This is a genomic window from Rhizobium sophoriradicis, from assembly GCF_003939025.1.
In the GTDB taxonomy this organism is placed as follows: Bacteria; Pseudomonadota; Alphaproteobacteria; order Rhizobiales; family Rhizobiaceae; genus Rhizobium; species Rhizobium sophoriradicis.
Genome location: NZ_RQIH01000006.1, coordinates 168,352 through 189,272 on the forward strand (window position 1 = coordinate 168,352; position 20,921 = coordinate 189,272).

The following is a 20,921-nucleotide window of genomic DNA, read 5'->3' on the forward strand; positions in this document are numbered from 1 at the left end:
TTATCACCCCTTGAAAACGCCGAGGCGTTCGCCGGAGTAGACGTTTTCGCGCAGCGGCCTCCACCACCATTCGTTTTCCAAGTACCAGTGCACGGTCTTCTCGATGCCGGTTTCGAAGGTCTCTTGCGCCTTCCAGCCGAGTTCGCTTTCGAGTTTCGTGGCATCGATCGCATAGCGTGCGTCGTGTCCGGGGCGATCCGTGACGTTGGTGATCAGACGTGCATGCGGTGCCTTGTCGCGGTAGACGCCGTCGAGAATGGCGCAGATGCGGTGAACGACATCGATGTTCCTGCGTTCATTGCGGCCGCCCACATTGTATTTTTCTCCGGGGCGCCCTCTGGATGCGATTGTGTAGAGCGCGCGGGCATGGTCTTCGACATAGAGCCAGTCGCGGACATTTGCGCCATTGCCGTAAACCGGAAGAGGCTTGTCCTCCAGTGCGTTCAGGATCATTAGCGGGATGAGCTTTTCCGGGAAATGGAATGGGCCGTAATTGTTGGAGCAATTGGAGACGACGACTGGCAGGCCGTAGGTGCGGTGCCAGGCGATTGCCAGATGGTCGCTCGCGGCCTTGGATGCGGAGTAGGGCGAGGACGGATCGTATGGCGTCGTCTCCTCGAAGAGGCCCTCGTCGTCGAGCGAGCCGTAGACCTCATCCGTCGAGACATGCAGAAACCGGAAGTCGCTCTTGCGGCGAGCGTCAAGCCCATCCCAATAGTGCCGTGCGGCATCCAGCAGGCTGAATGTGCCGACGATGTTGGTCTGAATGAAATCGGCAGCGCCCGAGATCGAGCGGTCGACATGGCTCTCTGCCGCGAGATGCATGACGATATCGGGGCGGAAGGACGCGAATGCTTCCTGCATCCCGGCGCGGTCGCAGATGTCGGCCCGAAGGAATTGATAGTTCGGCGCCGATTCGACGGATTTCAGCGATGCCAGATTGCCGGCATAGGTCAGCGTGTCGACATTCAGCACCTCGGCGCCGATCTCGCTGACGAGATGGCGCACCAATGCCGATCCGATAAAGCCAGCTCCGCCCGTGACCAGTATGCGCATCGTCGATCAATCCTGAGGTTGCTGTGCTGAATAGGAAAAGTGGCTTGGCAGATCTGCGAGCCGCGGCAGCGTCTTGTCCTTGTCGGACGATATCATGTCTCTCTCATCGAAGGGCCAGCGAATGCCGATCGCCGGATCGTTCCACGCGATGCCCCGATCATGTTGCGGGCTATAGGGTGCGGTTACCTTGTAGCTGATGACGCTGTTCGGCTCGATCGTTGCGAATCCGTGTGCGAAGCCGGGCGGTATCCAGAGCTGTTTGCCGGTGTCCGGCGAGAGCTCCTGAGAGAGCCAATTGCCGAAGCTAGGTGATCCCACGCGGATATCGACGACGACATCCATGATCCGGCCGGCAAGGCAGCGCACCAGCTTGCCCTGTGCGAAGGGCGGGATCTGGAAATGCAGCCCCCGGACGGTGCCGGCCTGCGCCGAAAGCGATTCATTGTCCTGGACGAACATGACGTCGGCCACATTTTCCCGGAACCAGGCATCCTTGAACACCTCGGAGAAATAGCCGCGATGATCGCCGAAGCGTGGCGGCGTGATTGCAACGATGCCCTGGATGGCCACAGTCTCAATGCGCATGACTTACCTTCTCTGCGGCCTTCATAACGCTCATCAGCATGTCCGCCTGCGAGCGGCTCCGAATGGCCTCAAAGCCTTTCGCGGCAATGGCATCTCGCTCGTCGGCATCGGCGATCAGCTTGTAGCACCGCTCGATCATGTCGTCATAAGGCTCAATTGCCAAGCCGCCGATGAAGGGCTGGAGGTCCGGATCGCGGATGTCGCCTTCCGTCAGCACGCAAACGCGATTGGCGAGCAGATAGGAAATGCGCACGATCTCGAAGACGCCGCTCGCATAATGATGGATGTTGATGACGATCTTGGCGCGGGCAATCGCCGCATCGCGTTCCGCACCATAGATGTTGAAGAGATGCGCCACCTTCAGCCCGCCGTCCTTCAGCGTTTTCAGGATATGGTGGCGGCGTTCGTTCATCGAGCCGTAGAAAAGCACGTCGATATCCTTGACCGGAGCGTGCTGAATCTGGCTCAGGCAACGGCTGTAACCGATTTCGAGAACACCGGCGTGGTCGATCCCCTTGGCGGCAAGGTTTTCGCGGTTGCGCGGGCTGTAGTCGAGCACCGGCATCGCCCTCAGGATCGACACATAGCGCGAATTGATCCAGCTGCTTTCTTCAGACACTTGCTCGAGGTTGATGAGAACGCTGTCTTGCGGCAGATGGCCGACGATTTCGGCCGGAAGCAGGTTGCCGCCATAAATGATCGGCGCACGGCCCGCGAACTCGTTCATGTCCCTAACGATCGGTGCCGAACCGCCGAGTTCCTCGAAGGCGCCCTGCAGGCCGAGCGCGACTTCGTCGAAGGCGTGGCTGTGATTGTAGTTTTCGGGCGTCACGATCCAGATGCAATGGCCATCCTTGTGGGCCTGCCATCCGCCGGCAAAGGGCTGCAATGCGTTGGCAAGCGGCTGCTCGATCGTCGGCGCGGCCGGTATAGCGGTCCTTTCCGTACGCACCGGCTGCTGCGGCACCGGGGAGGCGCCTGAGGCGTGCGGAGCATAGGCGCGCATCAATTCGCGGCCACCGATGAATTGGCCGCGCGGCATCCAGCCGGGCGGGTCATCAGCCCCCCAGATCAGATGCGGCTGCTTGATGAGCGGTTGGCGGCCTTGCTGCCACGCGGTCAGGAGAGCGTCGTCACGGCTCTGCAGAAAGGCTTCCTTGGCGGCGAAGAGGCCATGCAGCATCCGACCGAGGCGGACACCAAACTTCCATTCGAAATCGGCAAGGGTCGGTACGAAGGCGGCGATCTTCAATCCGGAGGCGATAGCCTGCTGGACATAAAGGCCGAGCAGACGCTCGATCACGAAGGGGCGCATCTTTGCGTTGGCATCGCGTGAGTAGTGAGCCGTACCGGAATAGGCGTTGCCCGCCGGCGTGCCGGCGCGCGCCTGGTTTTCCAGTGATTCGAGAATGCGTTCGCAAAAGGCGAAATACCCCGACCAGAATTTCCGGTTGCCGCAGAAATAGTTGCAGAACATGAAGGCAATCTTGTCCTGCGGCGGCGCGATCGGATAGCCGAGTTCCTGGAGATACAGGAAGATCGGCTCCATGCCGGGGTGACCACCAAGCAGCGAATGTTCCCAGACGTTGCTGTAGATCGCCGCGTGGCCGATCAGCGGATTGTAAAGATAGGCGTCCGCCCCTTCCGCTCTGGCCTTTTCCGCTTCCGTGACGAAGGACGGGAAGCTAGTCACCGACTTCATCTCGAATTTGCTCGAAAGTAGCCCCCAGAACACGTCGTCGCCGAGGCCGATCGCCTCGTGATGCCGATGCAGAGTGAGGAAGAGTTCATATTCGCGGGTCGTTGCCTGCGTATTGAACGAGATGTCGAACGGCATGGCCGCCGCGTCGAGCTGGCTGCGCTGCGAAGGATCGAGATAAGGCTGATAGATAATGACGGATCCCGTGCCGGCAGCCTTCTCCGTGAGAAGCGCCAGATCAGGAAGACCGGCCGGTAGAGCGGAAATGGGCTGATTGACCGTCAAGGTATTGTCCTTCGCGAATGGCCGCCGTCTTCGTGACTCACGAAACAGCATTCGGCTGGTTCGGGTGTCGACTATTGGACGTGAAGCTTGCGCCACACTGTTGGGCAGGAATTTCGCTGGTCAGCTTGGGAACAGGTTAAGCCGTGATGTTCGTGCCAGGCCAATTGCTTGATAGGGCCCAACTCGGACGGCGTCATGAAAAACGAAAAGATCTATGTAACGAAGCCCAGCCTGCCGCCGCTCGAAGAATTCATTCCTTCGCTGGAAGCGATCTGGAACAATCGCATCCTGACCAATGGCGGGCCGTTCCACGAGCTACTGGAGCGGGAGCTCTGCAACCATCTCGGCGTGAAGCACATCAGCCTCTTTTCCAACGCCACCGTTGCGCTGCTGACGGCGCTTCAGGCGCTCCGCGTCACGGGCGAAGTCATCACCACGCCTTATTCCTTCGTAGCCACGTCGCATTCGCTTCTCTGGAACGGTTTGAAGCCCGTCTTCGTCGACATCGATCCGGTGACGCTCAATCTCGATCCGGCGAAGATCGAGGCGGCGATCACGCAGCAGACGACGGCGATCATGCCGGTGCATTGCTACGGCCACCCGTGCGACGTCGATTCGATCCAGAAGATCGCCGATCTCTACAATCTCAAGGTCATCTATGACGCCGCCCATGCCTTCGGCGTGGAAGACGAGCGGGGAAGCATTCTCAATCACGGCGACCTTTCCATTCTGAGCTTCCACGCGACGAAGGTGTTCAACACATTCGAAGGCGGAGCGATCATCTGCCCTGATGTCAAGACGAAGACCCGCATCGACCAGCTGAAGAACTTCGGTTACGTCGATGAAGTGACCGTGGTGGCGCCGGGCACGAACGGCAAAATGAGCGAATTCAACGCTGCGCTCGGCCTGTTGCAGCTGAAATACATCAACTTCGCCCTTGAAAGGCGTGGGCTCATCGACGCTGCATACCGCGAGCGTCTGCGCGGCGTCGAGGGTATAGAATGCCTGCACCGTTCCGGCGAGACCGTCTCCAACTTCTCTTATTTCCCGATTCTCGTGCGCCCCGGCTATGCCATTTCGCGCGATGAGCTCTATGAGCTTCTGAAGGAAAACGGCATTCATCCGCGCCGTTATTTCTATCCGCTGATCTCAAGCTTTTCGATGTACCGCAGCCTGCCTTCCGCGCAGCCCGCGAATCTGCCGGTCGCAACCGAAGCTGCACAACAAGTGCTCTGCCTTCCCATCTATCCCGACATGGAAATGGAGATCGTCGACAAGGTCTGCGCGATCATTGCTTCTTAGGGGTAGATGAAATGAAACTGGCTATTATGCAGCCGTATTTCTTTCCTTACATTGGCTACTTTCAGCTGATCAGTGCGGTCGATAAATTCATCGTTTACGACAATATCAAGTACACGAAAAAGGGTTGGATTAACCGGAACCGCATGTTGCGCGACGGCCGGGACGCCACATTCTCTCTGCCGCTGAAGGCCGCGCCGGATAGTTTAGACGTGTACGAACGCAGCCTGTCGCCGGACTTCGATCGCAACAAGCTGCTGAATCAAATTCAAGGCGCTTATCGACGCGCGCCATTTTATTCCAGTGCTTTCCCGGTGATCGAGCAGGCGATAGGCTTCCCGGACAACAATCTTTTTTTCTATATTTTCAGCTCAATCAGGGAAATCTGCGGTTACCTTGGCATCAGGACAGACTTCGCCGTTTCCTCTGAAATAGCGATAAATCACGATCTCAAGGCCCAGGAAAAGGTTTTGGCACTTTGCGAGAAAGCGGGCGCGGAGGTCTACGTGAATGCAATAGGGGGTATGGAACTTTACTCTCAAGACGCGTTTGCTGCGCGCGGTATAGAACTGAAATTCATCAAGTCGAAGTCTGTGGAATATTCTCAGTTCGGTGCTGATTTCGTGCCCTGGCTGTCAATTGTGGATGTCATCATGTTCAATTCGGTGGAAGAGATTCAGAGGAATATGCTGGGTGCGTATGAGCTCATTCAATCCTAGATGCGGACGAGTGTTTCCTTTCGGCGGTCTGCCAAGAAGAAGATATCGGTGAAGCAATGTTCAAATGGAAGAAGTTAGGCAAGGTTTTCACGCCGCAGGAGGTGACTGATCGTCGGTGGCTTAAGGAGTTTGCTCAAGCGCCTGCAACACTGCTTTTTGACGATTTTGTGCGAATATACTTTTCCTGCCGCCCACCAGCAGATCAGGCCGGGCAATATGTCTCGCATTCTGCTTATATTGACGTGGATAGGGCTGACTTGTTTAAGATCATACGGATCAGCGAACGTCCGGTCCTGGAATTGGGCGGTCTCGGCGAATTCGATCAATTTGGTACTTATCCGATCTCCGTAGCCAGGGATGGCGACCTCATACGCGCTTACTATGCCGGCTGGACTCGATGCGAATCCGTGCCATTCAACGTGGGTATAGGATTGGCCTTGAGCACGGACGAAGGCCGGACCTTCTCTAAGGCGGGTTATGGACCCGTCGTGCCATACTCGCCGGATGAACCCTTCGTCCTGAGTGGTCCCAAGATTCGGCGTTTTAACGACCGGTGGTACCTGTTCTATATCTCTGGTTCCAAGTGGATCATGGCCGATGGGCGTGCGGAGCCTGTGTACAAAATCCGTCTAGCCACCTCTGAAGATGGCGTGCACTGGACGAAAGCGAACAGAGATCTGATCGAATCTGTCGTCGAGACCGATGAGGCACAGGCAAGCCCCGATGTGATCTTTGCCGGCGGGCGCTACCACATGTTCTTCTGCTATCGTCACAGCACGAATTATCGCGGCAAGGAAAAAGGATACCGAATCGGCTACGCCTCGAGCAACGATCTGGTCAACTGGCAACGTGACGATAGTAAAGCGGGGCTGACGGTGTCCGACACAGGCTGGGATGATGAGATGGTTAGCTACCCGCATGTCTTCGAGTTGGATGGCAAGACCTATATGGCCTATCTCGGCAATCAAGTCGGGCGCAACGGCTTCGGCCTTGCTGTTCTCGACGGAAAGCTTGGTGACGCATGACCAAGATGCGATGGAAGAAGCTGGGCAAGATCTTTGATCCCACGCTGCATCATCTGCCCGCAGGCTGTGTCGAGTTTGCGCAGTCGCCCCAGGCGCTCGTTTTCGATGGCTTTATACGAATCTACTTCTCAACGCGCGCAACTGACGTGAACGGCAAATATCTCAGCCATGTCGCTTTCGTCGATATGGATAAGACTCTGGACCGGGCCATTCGCGTTTCCGACAGGCCGGTTATTGAACTCGGCAAACTCGGTTGCTTTGACGAGCATGGCATCTTCCCGATGAATGTGATGCGACACGAAGGGAAGATCTACGGCTACACATGCGGCTGGAATCGAAGGGTTGCGGTCTCGGTCGATACGGCAATCGGGCTTGCCCTCAGTGACGACGACGGGATGTCGTTCAAGAGGATCGGCGATGGGCCGGTCTTGTCGGCGTCTCTCAAGGAGCCGTGCCTGGTCGGCGACGGCTTTGTGAAGTTCATCGATGGCATCTTTCACATGTGGTACATTTTCGGGACTGGGTGGAAAGAATACTCGCCGGGCGCGCCTCCGGATCGCACTTATAAAATTGGTCATGCGACCTCGCCAGACGGCATCAATTGGCAGAAGGAGGAAGGCAGGCAGATCATACCGGATCGGCTTGGTGCCGACGAAAGCCAAGCTCTGCCGACCGTCATCCGGATCGAAGATCGCTATCATATGTTCTTCTGCTATCGGCAATCGTCGGATTTTCGCACTAACAGGAAACGCGGCTATCAAATCGGCCACGCATATTCGCGCGATCTGATCAACTGGTCACGCGATGACCTTGAATTGGGGATTGAAGGAACGGACGGCGAATGGGATTCCGACATGTTGTGCTATCCGCACGTCTTTGAGGCGGATGAGTCAATTTACCTCCTCTATAACGGAAACCAGTTTGGCCGGCATGGATTCGGCGCTGCAATATTGGAACGTACTTCATGACGCCGGATTGGGGCCACAACCTCGCTTCGGCAAGCGACATCGCCTACCACTTGAATGAATCCGGAACTGATTTCGCCGAGGGGCTTCGCGCACGCGTGGACATCGACGCTTATGCGCTGAAAATCCTGCTCAATGCCGAGCGCTTTGAGGCATGGTCTGACGGTAGGTTGGTCGGGCTTCTGGCCATATATTGCAACAATCCCCAACAGACATCGGCATTCATTACGAATCTAAGTGTGTTCGAAGAATGGCGCGGCAGGGGGATAGCGGGAGCGTTGCTTGAACGGAGCATGGCTTTGGCCAGGCAGAAGAGGTTTGAAACCATACGCCTCGAGGTCGAGGCGAAAAACATTGCCGCCGTCGCTGTCTATCGCAGATATGGGTTCGTGGTGCTGGATAGCGAACAGTCAATGCTGACAATGAAGCGAGATTTGGGGTAGAGGATGGCTGAGAAAAAGCGCGATTATAATAGTGAAATCAAGGATGCTAGTGATCATCGCTACGCATACAACTTCGATTTTGACGTCATGCATCATTATATGCTGAAGTCTTTCATGCCCTTTTTCCGCACCGGAAGCCTGCTTGAACTTGGAAGTTTCCGGGGCGATTTCACGAAAAGGATCGTTCCCTATTTCGACGATATCACCTGCGTAGAAGCCTCCGATGAGGCAATAGCCGTCGCGCAGAACGAACTGGGCGACAGCCTGACATTTATCAATGACGTGTTCGAAGACGTGAAGCTTCCCAAGCGCTATGACAATGTCCTGCTGACACATGTTCTTGAGCATTTGGACGATCCGGTAGGCGTGCTGAAGCGCATCAATGACGAATGGCTATCGGAAGGTGGTAGGCTCTTCCTGGTATGCCCGAATGCGAATGCCCCGTCCCGCCAGATCGCTGTTAAAATGGGTTTGATAAGCCACAATTCCGCAATCACGAAGGCGGAAGCGGAGCATGGTCACCGCATCACATACTCACTGGATACCCTGGAGCGCGATGCAAGATTGGCAGGATTGAACGTTGTGCATCGGTCCGGCATTTTCTTCAAAGCTCTGGCAAATTTCCAGTGGGATCGTTTGCTTCAGACCGACATCATTTCCAGCGAATATCTGGAGGGTTGTTATCAGCTGGGGCAAGTCTATCCCGATCTTTGCGCCAGCATCTTTCTCATGTGTGAAGCAGGCCGAGCGCAATAGGCTGTGCTTTGCCGAACTCGACTTCTAAATTCCAAGGATGTCCGATGCCGCGCGTATCGATCTGTATTCCAGCATACAAGGCCGACTATTTCGAACTGTGCCTACGAAGTGCGTTGGCTCAGAGCTTCACCGATGTCGAAATTCTGGTGTCGGATGATTGTCCGACTGATGAAATCCAGGCGATCTGCCGGAACTTCGAAAGGTTTGTCCAATACAGCCGAAATCCGAATCCCGGTCCCGAGAACAATGTGCGCAGGCTGGTGGAAATCGCGAGTGGCGAATACATCAAATTCCTGTTCGATGACGACGTGCTACACCCTTTCTGCATACAGTTCCTGCTAGAGGCGCTTGAATCGACAAAGGAAAGAAACACGAGTCTTTCATTTTCTCCGCGTTATTTAATTGACGGAAAAAATCATACTACTGGCTTCATCAACCACTTCAACGCTTCCGGAGATAGCCTCAAGATCGTTTCTGGCGACGACTTCTTGCGATTGACGGCTCTCAATCACGTCAATCTAGTTGGAGAGTACACAACGGCTTTATTTCGGAAGAAGGATGCTTTCGATAGCAATGGTCAATTCCGATTGTATAAGATGGAAGGCGATCTCTTCCCTGGTTTGATTGATTTATCAGCATGGGTGGAACTGGCGCAGCTCGGCAACTTCGTCATCCATCCCACCCCGCTTTCCTATTTCAGGCGCCATGAGAACGCCACGTCGAACCCACAGGTCAACTGGAAGTTCATTTATGCAATCACTTACTATGAGGACGTGCTAAATTTCGCGTTTGAAAGAGGCTACTTGTCAGCAAGCGACTTGCCTACCTCATATCGCAACCTGCTGAATATCTACCGGTACTGGCAGAATTCGTTCCCCCAGCTTGGAGCAAGAATTGCGCAAATTGAAGAAGCACTGATGTAAAGAAAGGTGGCACATTCTCGGGCATTCGCAACTCCGCGTTCCGCGAGCCTCGGCCCATGCGGTGGATGCTCTGTGCTACGCCGTCCGCTTGACGAAATTCCCTAACGCGAAAACTGAATGACTTCGCCATTATACTGCGCGCGCGCCGTCTCGCGGAAGCCGAGCTTGGCTGCGACCCTGAGCGACGCCACGTTGTCGGGGCTGATGATGCAACTCATTGCCTTTTCCGGAAAACGCGCTGCCGCCCAGCCGATCAGGGCCGTCAGCGCCTCGGTGGCATAACCACGGCCCTGGGCCGAGGGCATCAGCGCCCAGCCGACCTCCATCGTTCCCTCGATTGACGGCTCCATTTCGCGGAGGGCTTCGAGAAATCCGGCTTCGCCGATGAACCGGCCGCTGGCCTTCTCGACGATCGCAAGAAAGCCGAAGCCCATATGATGCCACATGCCAGCAATGCGCAGCATGCGGGCCCAACTCTGCTCGCGCGTCGAGGGCGCGCCGCTGATGAAGCGGACGACATCCTCGTTCGCCCACAGCGCCGCATGCACTTCGAAATCGTCGAGGTGGTGAGGGCGAAGCGTCAACCGCTGCGTTTCGAGCGTGGGAATGTCGGTCACATCAGGTCCTCCGGAAGCCGCGCCGTCAGGCACCGGGTTCGCCCTCCCAGTAATCGAGTGGATTTTCCGCGCGTCCCATATGGCGGAATCGCCCCGGCCTTGCGCCATCTCTGCTGGTCTTGGCGAGAAACTTTCCAGAATCGGGATATTCCACGATCTCGGTCTTCGCCATCGTCGAGATGCCGAGATAGATAAGGGGCGCCGTGCCGGTATTGATGATCTGGTGCGCTGTTTCCGGGCCGCCGGCGGGCGCGCCGAGCACGTCGCCAGCCTTGATCGCATGGCGCTCGTCGCCGAAGCGGTATTCGCCGGTGCCTGCGATCACGTAGAAAAGCTCGTCTTCGACGTGGTGATTGTGGAAGGGGCAGCTCGATTTGCCCGACGGCACTTCATTATAGCTGATGCCGAGACCGGCCAGACCTAAACGTGCGCCGAACGAGGCGTCGGCGCCTTCATAGAATTCACCCTGTTTCCAGTGGTTGAGCGCGAGATCGGCGATATTGATCACCGCTTTCGATTCCCTAGCCATGATGTCCTCCTGTTGCAGGAAGAGAAGCTATCATCTTGGCGGAAAATTCAATGCCCGTCTGCGCTGATCCGGGAAATCCCCGGCATGGGCGGAGACCGCCGCCCATGCTTCGAGCGCCGCGCGTCGGATGGAACGCGCCGAGACTCTCTATCCCTGGCAATGCGCAGGAATCTTAGCGGACGTAGAAAGTGAGGCTTCCGTCAGCCGCCTGTTCGGCATTGACGATGTTGCGGACGTCGACGCCTTCATTGTTGAGCCGGCGGGCAAGCGACCTGTTGGCGTCGATCGAGGCCTGGATGCCGCGGATGGCATAACCGGAGCGTTCCGGCGCCGAGCGCGGACCCGTCGTTTCATCATCGAGATTGCGCCAGTTATGGACCTGCTCGACGTTGAAATCATTGCCGTGGAAGGTCCTGAGCGTTTGCTCGATGCCTTGGGCGGTGTTCATCCCAAGGCTTTCGGCCCGACTGGCGCCGGCAAATGCAAGCGAGGAGAGGGCGGCGGCGGCGGTGAGTGTGACAATGCGGTTCATGATTGTATCCTTTCATCTGCTATGACGGTCGGCTGTCGTTGCAGGGGATCGTCAGCGTCACGACATGGAATTGGCATTGTCCTCTTCTCGATTCAATGGGCTAAGCCGCTGAAAATCCATTAATAATTCTTCATGAAAATTGCCTTCGAATTGCCGTTTTCCGAGCGTCCGGGGAAACTGGTTTGAAAGCCTTGCGCGGCTGTGCAGCTATCCCCTTGCCGATATTTCGTCTTTGGCGTTGCGGCATCGGGCGAAAGTGCTTGCCATTCTGATGAAGGCATGTTTTGACCGCGGCCTGCCGAGTGGAAAATGTCCTGCCAACGAAGGTGAATCCATGCCGAGAGAGACCGCTCCCCATATTTTGATCGTTGAAGCCCGCTTTTACGACGACATGGCCGACGCGCTGCTCGAAGGCGCGACCTTTGCTCTGCAGGAAGCCGGCGCCACCTTTGAGGTCGTCACCGTTCCCGGCGCGCTGGAAATTCCGGCAGCGATTGCCATGTCGCTCGATGGAGACGACAATGGCGGCACGCATTATGACGGCTATGTCGCCCTCGGCATGGTCATCCGCGGCGAGACCTACCACTTCGATATCGTATCGAACGAATCCTCGCGCGCACTGATGGATCTCGCAGTCAGCGAGTCCCTTGCCATCGGCAACGGCATCCTGACCGTGGAAAATGACGAACAGGCCTGGGCGCGCGCGCGCCGCTCGGACAAGGACAAAGGCGGATTTGCCGCTCGTGCAGCTCTGACGATGATCGAGCTGAAGCAGAAACTGGGTGCATGAAGAATGAGTGACGACAAGACGGAACGGCCGGTCAAGACTGCGAACCAGCGGGGCGCTGCCCGTCTTGCTGCCGTTCAGGCGCTTTATCAGATGGATGTCGGCGGCACGGGCGTTCTGGAAATCGTCGCTGAATATGAGGCGCACCGCCTCGGCCAGGAAATCGACGGCGCGACCTATCTGAAGGCCGATGCCGGCTGGTTCCGCTCCATCGTCTCCGGCGTGGTGCGCGATCAGGTCCGCCTCGATCCGCTGATCGCGGCAGCGTTGCAGGATGATTGGGCTCTGTCGCGGCTTGACAGCACCGTGCGCGCCATCCTGCGCGCCGGCGTCTTCGAACTCATTGACCGCAAGGACGTTCCGGTGGCGGTCATCGTCACCGAATATGTCGAAATCGCGCAGGCGTTTTTCGATGACGACGAACCGAAGCTCGTTAACGCCGTGCTCGACCGCATCGCCAAGCAGGTTCGCAGCGAGGCGAAGAAGTAACCTCTTAGCCGTCAAACCATCTTCCCGTTTCTTTCTTCATGCCGCAATGGTTTTCGCCCGTTGCGGTCTTGACGCCACGTGATCGACCACGCAATCTCCGCACGGCTTAGCTGTGGCATTTCTGTGGAGAGGAAAGGCGATTCGGCGGCGTATCTGCCGGAGGAGGAGTGAGCTCCGGCCTATGGGAGGAAAGAGCGAAATGACCATTCTTTTATGCGTAATCGCATGCGGTCTGCTCTCGGTGGTCTATGCCGCCTGGGCAACCCGGTCGGTGCTTGCCGCCGATCAGGGCAACAGCCGGATGCAGGAGATCGCGGGCTATATCCGGGAAGGCGCTCAGGCCTATCTGACGCGCCAGTATCGCACCATTGCCCTTGTCGGCGTCGTCGTCTTCATCGCAGCCTGGCTGCTTCTTTCCGCCACGGCCGCCATCGGCTTCCTGATCGGCGCCGTACTGTCAGGCGCTGCCGGTTTCATCGGCATGCACGTCTCCGTCCGCGCCAACGTGCGCACCGCGCAGGCCGCGTCCGCCAGCCTCTCCGCAGGCCTCGACATCGCCTTCAAGTCGGGTGCGATCACCGGCATGCTGGTGGCGGGCCTCGCGCTGCTCGGCGTCTCCATCTACTATACCATTTTGACCGTCGGGCTCGGCCATGAGAGCGGCTCGCGCGACGTCATCGATTCGCTGGTGGCGCTCGGCTTCGGCGCTTCGCTGATCTCGATCTTCGCCCGTCTCGGCGGCGGCATCTTCACCAAGGGCGCCGATGTCGGCGGCGACCTCGTCGGCAAGGTGGAAGCCGGCATTCCCGAGGACGATCCGCGCAACCCGGCGACGATTGCCGATAACGTCGGCGACAATGTCGGCGACTGCGCCGGCATGGCCGCCGACCTTTTCGAGACCTATGCGGTCTCCGTCGTTGCCACCATGGTTCTCGCCGCGATCTTCTTTGCCGGCGCGCCGATCCTCGAGTCCGCGATGATCTATCCGCTGGCGATCTGCGGCGCCTGCATCATCACCTCGATCATCGGCACCTTCTTCGTCAAGCTCGGTTCGAACGGCTCGATCATGGGCGCCCTCTACAAGGGCCTCATCGTCACCGGCCTCTTGTCGATCATCGGTCTCGGCGCCGCCACCTCGCTGACGGTCGGCTGGGGCTCGCTCGGCACCGTTGCCGGCGCCGACGTGACGGGCACGAACCTCTTCGTCTGCGGCCTTGTCGGCCTCGTCGTCACCGCGCTGATCGTCGTCATCACCGAATATTATACCGGCACCGGCAAGCGTCCGGTCGTTTCGATCGCCCAGTCGTCGGTGACCGGTCACGGCACCAACGTCATCCAGGGTCTGGCGGTCTCGCTGGAATCGACCGCCCTGCCGGCCATCGTCATCGTCGGCGGCATTCTTGCCACCTATCAGCTCGGCGGCCTTTTCGGCACCGGCATTGCGGTCACCGCCATGCTCGGTCTTGCCGGCATGATCGTTGCGCTCGATGCCTTTGGCCCGGTCACCGACAATGCCGGCGGCATCGCCGAAATGTCGCATCTGCCGCCGGAAGTGCGCAAGTCGACCGATGCGCTCGACGCCGTCGGCAACACCACGAAGGCGGTGACCAAGGGTTACGCGATCGGTTCGGCCGGCCTCGGTGCGCTGGTGCTTTTTGCCGCCTATGCCAACGATCTCAGATATTTCGCCGCCCATGGCGACCAATATCCCTACTTCGCCAATATCGGCGAAATCTCCTTCGAATTGTCGAACCCCTATGTCGTCGCCGGCCTGCTGTTCGGCGGCCTGATTCCCTATCTCTTCGGCGGCATCGCCATGACAGCCGTCGGCCGCGCCGCCGGCTCGATCGTCGAGGAGGTGCGCCGCCAGTTCAAGATGAAGCCGGGCATCATGCAGGGCACGGAAAAGCCGGATTACGGTAAGGCCGTCGACCTTCTGACCAAGGCGGCCATCCGTGAAATGATCGTGCCGTCGCTGCTGCCGGTGCTGGCGCCCATCGTCGTCTATTTCGGCGTGCTTCTGATCTCCGGCTCCAAGGCCTCCGCCTTTGCCGCCCTCGGCGCATCGCTGCTCGGCGTCATCATCAACGGCCTCTTCGTCGCTATCTCGATGACCTCGGGCGGCGGCGCCTGGGACAATGCCAAGAAGAGCTTCGAGGACGGTTTCGTCGACAAGGACGGCGTGCGTCACATGAAGGGTTCGGATGCGCACAAGGCCTCCGTTACCGGCGATACCGTCGGCGATCCCTACAAGGACACAGCCGGCCCTGCCGTCAACCCGGCGATCAAGATCACCAATATCGTGGCACTTCTGCTGCTCGCCGTTCTCGCCGGTTGATGGCTGCAACAGCGGCTGGCAGCCCCTCACCCTAACCCTCTCCCGGTAAAAACGGGGAGAGGGGACGTGCCATGCGAGACGTTGGTAAGGGACGGAAAGAGTGCGACTATCGCCCTTCGCCCCGTTTACGGGGAGAAGGTGGCGGCAGCCGGATGAGGGGCGGGCGTCCAATCTCCTGGGCCGAAGATGACGCCGAGTAAAAACACGAGGTTTGTCAACAAAAAACCCGCCGGAGCGATCCGGCGGGTTTTGTCGTTGAAGCTTGTCCGATCAGCGCAGGCTGCTCGGATTCTGCGGCGTGCCGCCGGCGCCGCCGCCGAACAGGCTGCGGGCGGCGCTCGCAGCGCTGCCGCCGGAGAGCATCTGCTGTAGGAAGGTGAGTTCCTTGCCGCCGGTCGGCGTGACGCGTCCGATCGTGTCGAACACCTTGCCGTCCTGCAGCGTATAGTTGGCGCGCCGGCTGACGACGCCGTCCTTGTCGAAATAGATCGCCAGAACGCTCTGATCGACGACCTTCAGCTTCTGGAAGGCGACCGAACGCGTGCGCCGCTGTGAGATGTAATAGAAGACCTCGCCGTCGAAGGTCGCCGTCGTCGACGGGGTGCCGAGCGAAAGCAGCGCCTGCTCGCGGCTCGAGCCTTCTGGAACGAGGTCCAGCGACTGCTGGTCGGCGACGTATCCGCCATTGAGCACGGTGCCGGTCTGGCAGCCCGAAAGAGCAGTGGTGGAGGCGATTATGAAGGCAATGGCCGCGTTGCTGAAGAATTTCATGTCAGACTTGAAATACCGTTTCTTCAACGACATCTACTCCCTTGAGTGTCGATAGCAGCCGTTTGGGCTTTACACGCTTCCTCCTGCAAAACCATTGTGGCCATTCCGGGTCGAATTCCCGAATTCGTTCCGCCGACGCCTCGAAGGCATCGTCCCGAAACTGGCCACGATCGGCATTGCAATTCGCGCCTGCTTCGGTAAACCAGCTTTCGAAATCATGCAACAAGGCCGGACGCCAGCCGGCGTGAAGATTGAGGCATTTCCGGAAAAAACAATGATCTTCGGACTCTTCCGCAAGAAAAACAACAATCAGGCGATCGTTGACAGGCAATATGCGGCGCTGACGGCCGCCGCGCGCATGCCTGATCTCTATGAGCGGCTCAATGTGCCGGATACGGTCATGGGCCGTTTCGAAATGCTGTCGATCGCGATGATTCTGTTTTTTCGCCGCACGCGCGCCTCCGCCGTTAGCGGTCAGGAAATCGCCCAGGAGATCGTCGACGCTTTTTTCCAGGACATCGACTATTCGATCCGCGAACTCGGCATTGGCGACAACAGCGTGCCGAAACGCATGAAGAAGCTCGCCGGCATGTTCTACGGCCGGCTCGAAGCCTATTCGAAGGCGATGGATGCCGGCGATCGCGAAGCGCTCGCACTTGCCCTCCAGCGCAATATCTACCCCGAAAGTCCCGTCCCAGCCGATTTGTCCGGCCTCGCCGACTGGATGATGGCGGCCGAAGCCCAATTGTCCGCCGTTCCGGAGGAGATGATTGCCAGCGGCGCGGCAACTCTGCCGCCGGTTGTCTGAAGGAGGAAACGATGAAAAACGATCGGGACGATGTTCCCTTCTCCTATCGCGTGAAGGTCGGCCATATCTCCGCCAACCCCGTCGAGGTCCATATCGAGGCCGACGCCAGCGAATTGAAGGCGCTTGCCGAGGCCTGGAGCGTCGTCTCCGTCGAGAATCTCAGCGCCGACCTGCAGATTGCCCGCTGGAAGCGCGACGGCGTGCGCGTCAAGGGCCGGGTACAGGCGAAGATCGTCCAGTCCTGCGTCGTGACGCTGGAACCGGTCGAAGCCGCCATCGACGAAACCTTCGAGCAGATCTTCGTGCCTGAGGGTTCCAAGCTTGCCCGGCAGCCCGGCAATGATGCCGGCGAAATGCTGCTCGACCCCGACGGTCCTGATCTGCCCGAGACCTTTGTCGGCGATACGATCGACGCCGGCGAGGTGGTCGCGGAATTCGCCGCTCTTGCGATCGACCCCTATCCGCGCAAGGACGGCGTCGAGTTCGAAGGTCATATCGAGGATAGCGGCGAGAACGACAAAAAGCCTTCGGCTTTCGCAGTCCTCAAGGACTGGAAAAAGGACTGAAGCCACTCTGGCGTTTGGCACAATTCAGTTGTATGCGACGGCAAAACCGGTATTTTGGCCGAAATTTCGCCCCTCGGCGGAAAGAAGGATCAGGGACGCGTGATCAGAATATCTCTCGACCTCATGGGTGGCGACTTTGGTCCCCAGGTTGTCATCCCCGGCGCCGCCAAGGCGCTGGATCGGCATCCGGATATTTCCTTCGTATTTTACGGTCTTAAGGAACAGTGCGATCCTGTTCTCGCCAAGTTTCCGAAACTTAAGGAAAAATCGGTCTTTCACGATTGCGAGCTTGCGGTCAGCATGGAAGAGAAGCCGAGCCAGGCGCTGCGCCGCGGCCGCTATATCTCCACCATGTGGCGTTCGATCGAGGCGGTGAAGACGGGCGATGCCGATGTCGCGGTCTCGGCCGGCAATACCGGGGCGCTGATGGCGATGGCAAAGTTCTGTCTTCGCACCATGGCCAATATCGAACGCCCGGCGATCGCGGCGATCTGGCCGACGCTGAAGGGTGAGAGCATCGTGCTCGATGTCGGCGCGACGATCGGCGCCGATGCGCAGCAGCTGATGGATTTCGCCCTGATGGGCGGGGCTATGGCGCGCGCGCTTTTCGAGATCGAACGTCCGACGATCGGACTTCTGAACGTCGGCGTTGAAGAGGTGAAAGGCCAGGAAGAGGTCAAGGAGGCCGGTCGGCTGTTGCGCGAGGCGAACATCGATTCGCTCGAATATTCCGGCTTCGTTGAGGGCAACGATCTCGGCAAGGGTACCGTCGACGTCGTCGTCACCGAAGGATTCTCCGGCAATATCGCGCTCAAGACCGCTGAAGGCACTGCCAAGCAGATTGCCGAATATCTGCGTGCGGCCATGTCGCGCACGCTGCTCGCCCGCATCGGCTATCTCTTCGCCAAGAGCGCCTTCGACATGCTCCGCGAGAAGCTCGATCCGAGCAAGGTCAATGGCGGCGTGTTTCTCGGCCTGAACGGCATCGTCATCAAGAGCCATGGCGGCGCCAATGCCGAAGGCATCGCCGCCGCCATCGAAGTCGGCTACGATATGGCCAAGAACGGCCTCAATCAGAAAATAGAAAACGATCTTAAGAAATATCATGCCAAGCGCCTGCCCCCGATGGGCCCGGAAGCGGCATGAGCGATGGGGTACAATCGAATATGATCCGTTCAGTGGTTCGCGGGTTCGGAGCCGCACTTCCGAAGCGCGTTATGACCAATCGCGACATGGAGGCCATCGTCGATACATCGGACGAATGGATCGTCCAGCGCACCGGCATCCGCCAGCGTTACGTGGCCGGTGACGACGAGACGACGGCCTCGCTCGGCGAGGCTGCCGCGCGGGCGGCGCTCGAAAATGGCGGCCTGACGCCCGCCGACATCGATCTCATCATCTGCGCCACCTCGACGCCTGACAACACCTTTCCGGCGACCTCGGTGAACATTCAGAACCGTCTCGGCATGAGCCACGGTTTCGCCTTCGACGTTCAGGCCGTCTGCACCGGTTTCGTTTATGCGGTGACGACCGCCGACGCCTATATCCGCGGCGGCCTTGCAAAACGCGTTCTGGTCATCGGCGCGGAGACTTTTTCGCGCATTCTCGACTGGAACGACCGCACAACCTGCGTGCTCTTCGGCGACGGCGCCGGCGCGATCGTGCTCGAAGCGGCCGAAGGCGAGGGGACGTCTGCCGACCGCGGCGTGCTGACCGCGCACCTGCGCTCCGACGGTTCGCACAAGGACAAGCTCTATGTCGACGGCGGACCGTCGACGACGGGCAGCGTCGGCAAGCTGCGCATGGAAGGCCGCGAGGTCTTCAAATACGCCGTCGGCATGATCACCGATGTCATCCAGGCTGCGTTCGATTCGACCGGCACCACCGCCAACGATCTTGACTGGCTGGTGCCGCATCAGGCCAATCGACGCATCATCGACGGTTCGGCGAAGAAGCTGAACATCGCTGCGGAAAAGGTCGTCGTCACCGTCGATCTGCACGGCAATACCTCGGCTGCCTCGATCCCGCTCGCCCTGGCGACCGCTGCCGGCGACGGCCGCATCAAGAAGGGTGACCTCGTGATGCTCGAAGCGATGGGCGGCGGCTTCACCTGGGGCGCCGTTCTGCTGCGCTGGTAAGCACGAATCCTAAAAAACTGGCGGCGAACAAGAGCTTGACCGTGGGGCGCAAGACAAATACTCTTCCTTCGCTTTCACAAAATAATTTGTATTGGGCGGGGAAACCATGACCGGAAAAACAGTGACGCGAGCAGACCTGGCGGAATCGGTTTTCCGAAAGGTCGGGCTTTCCCGGACGGAATCCGCCGAACTTGTGGAAACCGTCATCGACGAAATCTGCAATGCCATCGTCCGCGGTGAAACCGTCAAGCTTTCTTCCTTCGCCACCTTTCAGGTTCGCGACAAGAACGAGCGAATCGGCCGCAACCCGAAGACCGGCGAGGAGGTTCCGATCTCTCCCCGCCGGGTGATGACCTTCAAGGCATCGAACGTGCTGAAGACGCGCATCCTCAAGGCGCATGTCTCTCGCAAGGTGAAGCTGAAGCCACAGAACCCAGCCCTCTGATATCGGCTAGGTCCTGCTCGGAACGGCCTTTTTTCACTCGCATCGTCCATCGCCTGTGCGCAACGTCGACACATGACTTGAATTGTCGGCGCCAAACCTTTGAAATATGGTGAGTCGCCGTTGGATCGAGCCTGCGAGGTTGCGTAGCAGTATGACGTTGGACAAGAGCCCCGATGCCTTTCGCACCATCAGCGAAGTCGCAGACGATCTTGATCTGCCGCAGCATGTGCTGCGCTTCTGGGAAACGCGGTTTCCCCAGATAAAGCCGATGAAGCGCGGCGGCGGCCGTCGCTATTATCGGCCGGAAGATGTCGACCTTCTCAAGGGCATCCGGCATTTGCTCTATGATCACGGCTATACGATCAAGGGCGTGCAGAAGCTTCTGAAGACCAATGGCAACAAGTTTGTCATATCGGTCGGCCACGGCGATCTCGCCAGCGTCGAGGCACTTGCCTCGGGTGTGCAGGAGATGGGATCGGGCGAGCCGCGCGTCGGCATGTCCGAGGAGGACCAGATCGTCGGCCGCGCCAAGCCGCCGATCACCCGCCGGTTCTTCAACTTCGTCGCCGGAGACGACGATCAGCCGGAAGTCTCGGTCGGTAAGTCGAGCGTCGGCAAGGAAGACAGGGCGCTGCTGCAGGAGGCGCTTTACGATCTCCTCGAATGCAAGCGTCTGCTCGATCAGGTGCGCTGAGGAAACCCTCCTCAGGCTTCGGCAAGCAGCTTCATCGCCTGTTCGAGCTCGCTGAGCTGAAAAGGTTTTCGCAGCACCGGCAGAGTGCTTGGGGTGCTCCCTTCCGGTGCACTGCCATAGCCAGTCGCATAGAGATAAGGTTTGCCGCGCTCGTCGAGCAGCTTTGCGACCGGCAGCGAACTCCGGCCGGCAAGCGAGACGTCGAGGATGGCGGCGTCGAACTCTGTGTCTCTGGCAGTTGCGAGCGCCCGTTCCAGATCGGGGGCAGTTGCGCAAACCCGATAGCCGAGGTCGCTGAGCATGTCCTCGAGCAGCATGGCGATCAGTGCATCGTCCTCGACGATGAATATGTCTTTCATGATCCCGTCCACCATTCCCCTTGCCGGGCACGAAGATTTATCTGGCCCGCTGTGCAACGCGTCAAGACGCTGCGCGCGGCGGCAGACCTGTCG

24 protein-coding genes are annotated in these 20,921 nt (G+C 58.6%); 16 read left to right on the forward strand and 8 right to left on the reverse strand.

The features are described 5' to 3' along the window. Positions 1–3 precede the first annotated feature (3 nt). From rfbB to EFR00_RS11790, 3 genes are read right to left on the reverse strand one after another with little or no spacing between them, the layout of a single operon-like run. Positions 4–1,056 (reverse strand): dTDP-glucose 4,6-dehydratase, encoded by a 1,053-nt coding sequence (gene rfbB, locus EFR00_RS11780; protein WP_077993253.1) that lies wholly within the window; start codon positions 1,054–1,056, stop codon positions 4–6. A 6-nt stretch (positions 1,057–1,062) separates the two neighbouring features. Continuing rightward, positions 1,063–1,641 carry a dTDP-4-dehydrorhamnose 3,5-epimerase gene (rfbC, locus tag EFR00_RS11785; protein WP_077993258.1) on the reverse strand — a complete coding sequence of 193 codons (579 nt, stop codon included), beginning with the start codon at positions 1,639–1,641 and terminating at the stop codon, positions 1,063–1,065. Next, positions 1,631–3,625, reverse strand: coding sequence for a CgeB family protein (locus EFR00_RS11790; RefSeq protein WP_077993260.1), 1,995 nt, complete (start codon positions 3,623–3,625; stop codon positions 1,631–1,633). The genes rfbC and EFR00_RS11790 overlap by 11 nt, the downstream gene beginning before the upstream one ends. A 195-nt stretch (positions 3,626–3,820) precedes the next feature. Here EFR00_RS11790 and EFR00_RS11795 point away from each other — a divergent pair, with 195 nt between their 5' ends. Genes EFR00_RS11795 through EFR00_RS11825 form a run of 7 tightly spaced genes read left to right on the forward strand, consistent with a single transcriptional unit; the run spans position 3,821 to position 9,755 of the window. Beyond that, positions 3,821–4,927, forward strand: a complete 1,107-nt coding sequence (locus EFR00_RS11795; RefSeq protein WP_077993262.1) for a DegT/DnrJ/EryC1/StrS family aminotransferase — start codon at positions 3,821–3,823, stop codon at positions 4,925–4,927. 11 nt (positions 4,928–4,938) lie between these two features. Beyond that, positions 4,939–5,643, forward strand: coding sequence for a WbqC family protein (locus EFR00_RS11800; RefSeq protein WP_009989319.1), 705 nt, complete (start codon positions 4,939–4,941; stop codon positions 5,641–5,643). Between the two features lie 56 nt (positions 5,644–5,699). Next, positions 5,700–6,668 carry a glycoside hydrolase family protein gene (locus EFR00_RS11805; protein ID WP_077993265.1) on the forward strand — a complete coding sequence of 323 codons (969 nt, stop codon included), beginning with the start codon at positions 5,700–5,702 and terminating at the stop codon, positions 6,666–6,668. Then, positions 6,665–7,636 (forward strand): glycoside hydrolase family protein, encoded by a 972-nt coding sequence (locus EFR00_RS11810; protein WP_077993267.1) that lies wholly within the window; start codon positions 6,665–6,667, stop codon positions 7,634–7,636. The genes EFR00_RS11805 and EFR00_RS11810 overlap by 4 nt, the downstream gene beginning before the upstream one ends. Further along, complete coding sequence (locus EFR00_RS11815; protein ID WP_077993269.1) at positions 7,633–8,076, forward strand: GNAT family N-acetyltransferase; 444 nt, start codon at positions 7,633–7,635, stop codon at positions 8,074–8,076. The genes EFR00_RS11810 and EFR00_RS11815 overlap by 4 nt, the downstream gene beginning before the upstream one ends. A gap of 3 nt (positions 8,077–8,079) precedes the next feature. Then, positions 8,080–8,832: a class I SAM-dependent methyltransferase gene (locus EFR00_RS11820; RefSeq protein ID WP_077993271.1), complete on the forward strand. Its 753-nt coding sequence runs from the start codon at positions 8,080–8,082 to the stop codon at positions 8,830–8,832. A 44-nt stretch (positions 8,833–8,876) separates the two neighbouring features. Continuing rightward, a complete protein-coding gene (locus EFR00_RS11825) occupies positions 8,877–9,755 on the forward strand; it encodes a glycosyltransferase family 2 protein (RefSeq protein WP_077993273.1) in 879 nt (292 codons plus the stop codon). Positions 9,756–9,856: 101 nt separating this feature from the next. On the opposite strand, the gene EFR00_RS11830 is transcribed toward EFR00_RS11825, so the two are convergent. From EFR00_RS11830 to EFR00_RS11840, 3 genes are all read right to left on the reverse strand, one after another. Further along, entirely contained in the window at positions 9,857–10,372 is a 516-nt protein-coding gene (locus EFR00_RS11830; RefSeq protein ID WP_077993275.1) for a GNAT family N-acetyltransferase, read from the reverse strand. A gap of 25 nt (positions 10,373–10,397) precedes the next feature. Beyond that, positions 10,398–10,901, reverse strand: coding sequence for a cupin domain-containing protein (locus EFR00_RS11835; RefSeq protein WP_077993277.1), 504 nt, complete (start codon positions 10,899–10,901; stop codon positions 10,398–10,400). A 172-nt stretch (positions 10,902–11,073) separates the two neighbouring features. After that, positions 11,074–11,433, reverse strand: coding sequence for a hypothetical protein (locus EFR00_RS11840; RefSeq protein ID WP_009992224.1), 360 nt, complete (start codon positions 11,431–11,433; stop codon positions 11,074–11,076). 334 nt (positions 11,434–11,767) lie between these two features. Here EFR00_RS11840 and ribH point away from each other — a divergent pair, with 334 nt between their 5' ends. From ribH to EFR00_RS11855, 3 genes are all read left to right on the forward strand, one after another. Beyond that, positions 11,768–12,223: a 6,7-dimethyl-8-ribityllumazine synthase gene (gene ribH, locus EFR00_RS11845; RefSeq protein ID WP_004674116.1), complete on the forward strand. Its 456-nt coding sequence runs from the start codon at positions 11,768–11,770 to the stop codon at positions 12,221–12,223. 3 nt (positions 12,224–12,226) lie between these two features. Then, positions 12,227–12,709: a transcription antitermination factor NusB gene (gene nusB, locus EFR00_RS11850; RefSeq protein ID WP_039619004.1), complete on the forward strand. Its 483-nt coding sequence runs from the start codon at positions 12,227–12,229 to the stop codon at positions 12,707–12,709. A 199-nt stretch (positions 12,710–12,908) separates the two neighbouring features. After that, positions 12,909–15,047 (forward strand): sodium-translocating pyrophosphatase, encoded by a 2,139-nt coding sequence (locus EFR00_RS11855; protein ID WP_077993278.1) that lies wholly within the window; start codon positions 12,909–12,911, stop codon positions 15,045–15,047. A 270-nt stretch (positions 15,048–15,317) separates the two neighbouring features. Here the strand turns inward: EFR00_RS11855 and EFR00_RS11860 are convergent, their stop codons facing one another. Continuing rightward, complete coding sequence (locus EFR00_RS11860) at positions 15,318–15,851, reverse strand: outer membrane protein assembly factor BamE (RefSeq protein ID WP_038688110.1); 534 nt, start codon at positions 15,849–15,851, stop codon at positions 15,318–15,320. A 184-nt stretch (positions 15,852–16,035) separates the two neighbouring features. Here EFR00_RS11860 and EFR00_RS11865 point away from each other — a divergent pair, with 184 nt between their 5' ends. From EFR00_RS11865 to EFR00_RS11890, 6 genes are all read left to right on the forward strand, one after another. Further along, complete coding sequence (locus EFR00_RS11865; protein WP_077993430.1) at positions 16,036–16,626, forward strand: ubiquinol-cytochrome C chaperone family protein; 591 nt, start codon at positions 16,036–16,038, stop codon at positions 16,624–16,626. Between the two features lie 11 nt (positions 16,627–16,637). Further along, on the forward strand, positions 16,638–17,192 hold the full coding sequence (locus EFR00_RS11870; protein ID WP_038688112.1) for a YceD family protein: 555 nt from the start codon (positions 16,638–16,640) through the stop codon (positions 17,190–17,192). Positions 17,193–17,291: 99 nt separating this feature from the next. Beyond that, complete coding sequence (gene plsX, locus EFR00_RS11875) at positions 17,292–18,338, forward strand: phosphate acyltransferase PlsX (RefSeq protein WP_038692436.1); 1,047 nt, start codon at positions 17,292–17,294, stop codon at positions 18,336–18,338. Between the two features lie 20 nt (positions 18,339–18,358). Next, a complete protein-coding gene (locus EFR00_RS11880; RefSeq protein WP_077993432.1) occupies positions 18,359–19,330 on the forward strand; it encodes a beta-ketoacyl-ACP synthase III in 972 nt (323 codons plus the stop codon). Positions 19,331–19,436: 106 nt separating this feature from the next. After that, positions 19,437–19,775 carry an integration host factor subunit alpha gene (locus EFR00_RS11885; RefSeq protein ID WP_009987526.1) on the forward strand — a complete coding sequence of 113 codons (339 nt, stop codon included), beginning with the start codon at positions 19,437–19,439 and terminating at the stop codon, positions 19,773–19,775. Between the two features lie 151 nt (positions 19,776–19,926). Further along, complete coding sequence (locus tag EFR00_RS11890; protein WP_077993280.1) at positions 19,927–20,469, forward strand: MerR family transcriptional regulator; 543 nt, start codon at positions 19,927–19,929, stop codon at positions 20,467–20,469. Positions 20,470–20,480: 11 nt separating this feature from the next. On the opposite strand, the gene EFR00_RS11895 is transcribed toward EFR00_RS11890, so the two are convergent. Beyond that, a complete protein-coding gene (locus EFR00_RS11895) occupies positions 20,481–20,828 on the reverse strand; it encodes a response regulator (RefSeq protein ID WP_039623176.1) in 348 nt (115 codons plus the stop codon). Between the last annotated feature and the right edge of the window lie 93 nt (positions 20,829–20,921).

What these genes read in the sequence shown, in the direction of transcription:
- EFR00_RS11805 (WP_077993265.1), top strand. Translation starts at nt 5,700, where the DNA reads ATGTTCAAATGGAAGAAGTTAGGCAAGGTTTTCACGCCGCAGGAGGTG.
- rfbB (WP_077993253.1), bottom strand. Translation starts at nt 1,056, where the DNA reads ATGCGCATACTGGTCACGGGCGGAGCTGGCTTTATCGGATCGGCATTG.
- EFR00_RS11860 (WP_038688110.1), bottom strand. Translation starts at nt 15,851, where the DNA reads ATGTCGTTGAAGAAACGGTATTTCAAGTCTGACATGAAATTCTTCAGC.
- EFR00_RS11855 (WP_077993278.1), top strand. Translation starts at nt 12,909, where the DNA reads ATGACCATTCTTTTATGCGTAATCGCATGCGGTCTGCTCTCGGTGGTC.
- EFR00_RS11820 (WP_077993271.1), top strand. Translation starts at nt 8,080, where the DNA reads ATGGCTGAGAAAAAGCGCGATTATAATAGTGAAATCAAGGATGCTAGT.
- EFR00_RS11865 (WP_077993430.1), top strand. Translation starts at nt 16,036, where the DNA reads ATGCAACAAGGCCGGACGCCAGCCGGCGTGAAGATTGAGGCATTTCCG.
- EFR00_RS11885 (WP_009987526.1), top strand. Translation starts at nt 19,437, where the DNA reads ATGACCGGAAAAACAGTGACGCGAGCAGACCTGGCGGAATCGGTTTTC.
- EFR00_RS11870 (WP_038688112.1), top strand. Translation starts at nt 16,638, where the DNA reads ATGAAAAACGATCGGGACGATGTTCCCTTCTCCTATCGCGTGAAGGTC.
- EFR00_RS11795 (WP_077993262.1), top strand. Translation starts at nt 3,821, where the DNA reads ATGAAAAACGAAAAGATCTATGTAACGAAGCCCAGCCTGCCGCCGCTC.
- EFR00_RS11800 (WP_009989319.1), top strand. Translation starts at nt 4,939, where the DNA reads ATGAAACTGGCTATTATGCAGCCGTATTTCTTTCCTTACATTGGCTAC.
- rfbC (WP_077993258.1), bottom strand. Translation starts at nt 1,641, where the DNA reads ATGCGCATTGAGACTGTGGCCATCCAGGGCATCGTTGCAATCACGCCG.
- EFR00_RS11835 (WP_077993277.1), bottom strand. Translation starts at nt 10,901, where the DNA reads ATGGCTAGGGAATCGAAAGCGGTGATCAATATCGCCGATCTCGCGCTC.
- EFR00_RS11880 (WP_077993432.1), top strand. Translation starts at nt 18,359, where the DNA reads ATGATCCGTTCAGTGGTTCGCGGGTTCGGAGCCGCACTTCCGAAGCGC.
- EFR00_RS11815 (WP_077993269.1), top strand. Translation starts at nt 7,633, where the DNA reads ATGACGCCGGATTGGGGCCACAACCTCGCTTCGGCAAGCGACATCGCC.
- EFR00_RS11840 (WP_009992224.1), bottom strand. Translation starts at nt 11,433, where the DNA reads ATGAACCGCATTGTCACACTCACCGCCGCCGCCGCCCTCTCCTCGCTT.
- nusB (WP_039619004.1), top strand. Translation starts at nt 12,227, where the DNA reads ATGAGTGACGACAAGACGGAACGGCCGGTCAAGACTGCGAACCAGCGG.
- EFR00_RS11890 (WP_077993280.1), top strand. Translation starts at nt 19,927, where the DNA reads ATGACGTTGGACAAGAGCCCCGATGCCTTTCGCACCATCAGCGAAGTC.
- ribH (WP_004674116.1), top strand. Translation starts at nt 11,768, where the DNA reads ATGCCGAGAGAGACCGCTCCCCATATTTTGATCGTTGAAGCCCGCTTT.
- EFR00_RS11810 (WP_077993267.1), top strand. Translation starts at nt 6,665, where the DNA reads ATGACCAAGATGCGATGGAAGAAGCTGGGCAAGATCTTTGATCCCACG.
- EFR00_RS11895 (WP_039623176.1), bottom strand. Translation starts at nt 20,828, where the DNA reads ATGAAAGACATATTCATCGTCGAGGACGATGCACTGATCGCCATGCTG.
- EFR00_RS11825 (WP_077993273.1), top strand. Translation starts at nt 8,877, where the DNA reads ATGCCGCGCGTATCGATCTGTATTCCAGCATACAAGGCCGACTATTTC.